Annotated in this window: 1 protein-coding gene and 1 pseudogene; both read left to right on the top strand. The window is 63.2% G+C overall.

Going from position 1 to position 3578, the window contains the following annotated elements:
- Positions 1-158: pseudogene (locus tag EN879_RS40210) on the top strand (DNA polymerase Y family protein); the annotation flags it as partial.
- Positions 155-3502 (top strand): error-prone DNA polymerase, encoded by a 3348-nt coding sequence (locus EN879_RS27955; protein WP_063169574.1) that lies wholly within the window; start codon positions 155-157, stop codon positions 3500-3502. The pseudogene EN879_RS40210 and the gene EN879_RS27955, both read left to right, overlap by 4 nt.
- Positions 3503-3578 lie beyond the last annotated feature (76 nt).

Below are 3578 nucleotides of genomic sequence, written 5' to 3'. Positions count from 1 at the left end.
GGTGGCGGGAAGCGCCAAGCGACGAGGCGGCATCGACGCGCGACTATTTCCGCATCGAGGATGCCGACGGCCGCCGCTACTGGCTCTACCGGCAAGGCCTCTACGGCGGCGCCTCGCAAGTCCCGCCGCGCTGGTTCCTGCATGGAGTCTTCGCATGAACGCGCTGACCGTCATTCCCTATGCCGAGTTCGGCATCCAGTCGAATTTCTCCTTCCTGCGCGGCGCCTCCAAGCCGGAGGAGCTGGTGGTCGCGGCCAAGCTCCTGGGCTTCTCGGCGATCGGACTTGCCGATCGCAACACGGTGGCCGGCGTGGTGCGCGCCTGGCAGCAGGCCAAGGTCGAAAAACTCTCCTATCACCCCGGCTGCCGGCTGGTTTTTGACGACGGCACGCCGGACATCCTCGCCTATCCCCAGGACCGCAAGGGCTGGGGGCACCTCTGCCGCATGCTGACGCAAGCCAATCTGCGCGACGAGAACGAAAAAGGCGCCACCCTTCTCCAGCGCGGCGACCTGCTCGAATGGGGTGACCTGATGTCGCTGGCGGTCCTGCCCGGTCTGTCGACGGGGGCGCAAGACAGTCTTGCCTTGCTTGGTGAGCTCAAGGGCCGTTTCGGCAGGAACCTGCGGCTTGGCGTTTCGCCCGACTACGCCGGCAATGACCGTTTCCGCATCGAGCAGGCGGCAGCACTTGCCGAGAGCGCCGGCATTCCGCTGATGGCGACCAACGACGTTCTTTATCACACCGCCGAACGGCGCCCGTTGCAGGACGTGCTGACCGCGATCCGCCTCAACACGCCCGTTGCCGAGGTCGGGCTACAACTGGCCGCCAATGCCGAGCGCCATCTGAAGCCGCCGATGGAGATGGGCCGCCTGTTCCGCCGGCACCCGCAGGCGCTGGCCGAGACGCTGCGATTTGCGCAAGAGCTGACTTTTTCGCTCGGCGACCTCCAGTACAACTACCCCGACGAGCCGACGGAATCGGGTCTTGGTCCACAGGCTGAGCTGGCGCGACTGGCGCGGGAGGGAGCGGCGAACCGCTATCCGGCTGGTGTGCCGGATTCCGTGACCAAGCGCATCGAGGAAGAGCTCGCTTTGATCGAACGCCTCAACTATGCCCGCTATTTCCTGACTGTCTACGACATCGTCAAGTTCGCGCGCAGCAAGGATATTCTCTGCCAGGGACGTGGATCAGCCGCCAATTCGGTCGTCTGCTTCTGCATCGGCATCACCGAAGTGGGGCCGGAAAAAATCGATTCGCTCTTCGAGCGCTTCATTTCCGAGGAGAGAAACGAGCCGCCGGATATCGACGTCGATTTCGAGCACGAAAAGCGCGAAACTGTAATCCAGTACATCTACGAGAAATACAGCGGCAAGCGCACGGCACTTGCCGCCGCCGTCATCAGCTATCGCGGCCGTTCGGCGCTGCGCGAAGTGTCGAAGGCGATGGGCCTGTCCGAGGATGTCAGGGCATCGCTTTCCGGCTCGATCTGGGGTTGGTCGACATCGGAGCTTGGCGAGAAGGAAGCCCGCGCCGGCGGCCTCGACCGCACCGACCCGGTGTCGGGGCACGTGATGGAGCGTGCCAATGAGATCATGGGCTTCCCCCGCCATCTCTCCCAGCATGTCGGCGGCTTCGTCATCACCAGGGACCGGCTCGACGAGATTGTGCCTATCGTCAAGACGGCGATGGACGAGCGCAAGATGGTCGAATGGGACAAGGACGATCTCGACGCGGTGAAGATCTTGAAAGTCGACGTGCTGGCGCTCGGCATGCTGACCTGCCTGCAACGCGCCTTCACCTTGCTCACGGATCACTATCCTAATGCGCGGGATGATTATGGGCAGCCCTATGTGTTGGCCACCCTGCCGCCGGAGGACAGGCAGGTCTACAAGATGATCTGTCGCGCCGACACGCTCGGCGTCTTCCAGATCGAATCGCGGGCCCAGATGTCGATGCTGCCGCGCCTCCAGCCGAAAACCTTTTATGATCTCGTCATCGAGGTGGCGATCGTTCGGCCGGGCCCGATCCAGGGCGACATGGTCCATCCCTATCTGCGCCGCCGGCAAGGCAAGGAACAGGCCGAGTATCAAAAGCCGGAGCTGGAAGCGATCCTCAAGAAAACGCTTGGCGTACCGCTGTTCCAGGAACAGGCGATGAATATCGCCATCGTCGCCGGCGGTTTCAAACCGGGCGAAGCCGATGAACTGCGCCGCGCCATGGCCACCTTCAAGCGCACCGGCACCATCGGCAATTACCGCGACCGTATGATCAATGGCATGGTCGGCAAGGGCTACACGAAGGACTTCGCCGAGCGCTGCTTCAAGCAGATCGAGGGCTTTGGCGAATACGGCTTTCCTGAAAGCCATGCTGCTTCCTTCGCCCTGCTCGTCTATGCCTCCTGCTGGTTCAAGACCTTCTATCCCGACGTGTTCTGCGCCGCGATCCTGAATTCGCAGCCGATGGGGTTTTACCAGCCGGCCCAACTCGTGCGCGACGCAAGCGACCATGGCGTCGACATCCGCGACGTCGACGTCAATTTTTCGGTGTGGGATTGTACGTTGGAAAAGGCGCCATTCGATCCGGCCCGCATCCTGCCACGCCATGCCGAAATGCGCGGCGTCATCGAGACAAATCATGCGCTGCGGCTCGGCTTCAGGCAGATCAAGGGCCTGTCGAAGGAGCGCATGGAGGCTTTCGTCGAGCGGCGCGGCTCAGGCTATGTATCCGTCAGGGATGTCTGGCTGCGCTCCGGCCTCGATGTCGGCGAGATCGAAAAACTGGCGCAGGCCGATGCCTTTCGCTCGCTCGGTCTTGACCGTCGCGAAGCCCTGTGGGCGGTGCGCGCGCTCGACGGCAAGAGCGCCGCCGAAAGACTGCCGCTGTTCGACCAGCCGGCGCTTCGCCTGCGCGAGCTGGAACCGGAGACGAGGCTGCCGAAAATGCCGCTCGGCGAGCATGTCATCCACGATTACCGCGCGCTCGGCCTGTCGCTGAAGGCGCATCCGGTCGCCTTCCTGCGCGAGCGGCTCGACCGCGCCGGCGTCATCCCGAATGCGAATCTTCCTTCCGTGCGCGACGGCAGGCGCGTCTCGGTCGCCGGCCTCGTGCTGGTGCGGCAGCGCCCCGGCAAGGGCAATGCGATCTTCCTGACGCTGGAGGACGACAAGGCGGTGGCCAACATCATCTTCTGGCAAAGAACCTTCGACCGCTATCGGCCTATCGTCATGGGGGCCCGGTTCGTCAAGGTCACCGGGAAATTGCAGTCGGAATCGGGTGTGGTCCACATCGTTGCCGAGAAGATCGAGGATCTGACGCCCTGGCTGACCGTGCTTCTGGAGAAGGTCAGCGAGACTGCACCAGTGGTTCCTCCGAGAGACCTCGCCAAGGACGGTTCGGATCGCTCCAGCCCCGCCAAACAAAGCGCGCCGATCCGGCAGGATCTCGCAACGCTGTCGGAAGAAGCGGAACAGGTCATGCCCAAGGGGCGGAATTTTCAGTAGGCAAGGCCATGCCAAGAGCGGAACGAAAGCGGACGTCGGCGATCCTTCGCGCCCCCTCTGTCCTGCCGGCCTATTG

It is taken from the genome of Mesorhizobium sp. M7A.F.Ca.AU.002.02.1.1, assembly GCF_003998535.1.
Lineage (GTDB): Bacteria > Pseudomonadota > Alphaproteobacteria > Rhizobiales > Rhizobiaceae > Mesorhizobium > Mesorhizobium ciceri.
Note: the sequence above shows the minus strand (reverse complement) of the source record. Positions and strands in the feature narration are given on the sequence as shown.

What these genes read in the sequence shown, in the direction of transcription:
- EN879_RS27955 (WP_063169574.1), top strand. Translation starts at nt 155, where the DNA reads ATGAACGCGCTGACCGTCATTCCCTATGCCGAGTTCGGCATCCAGTCG.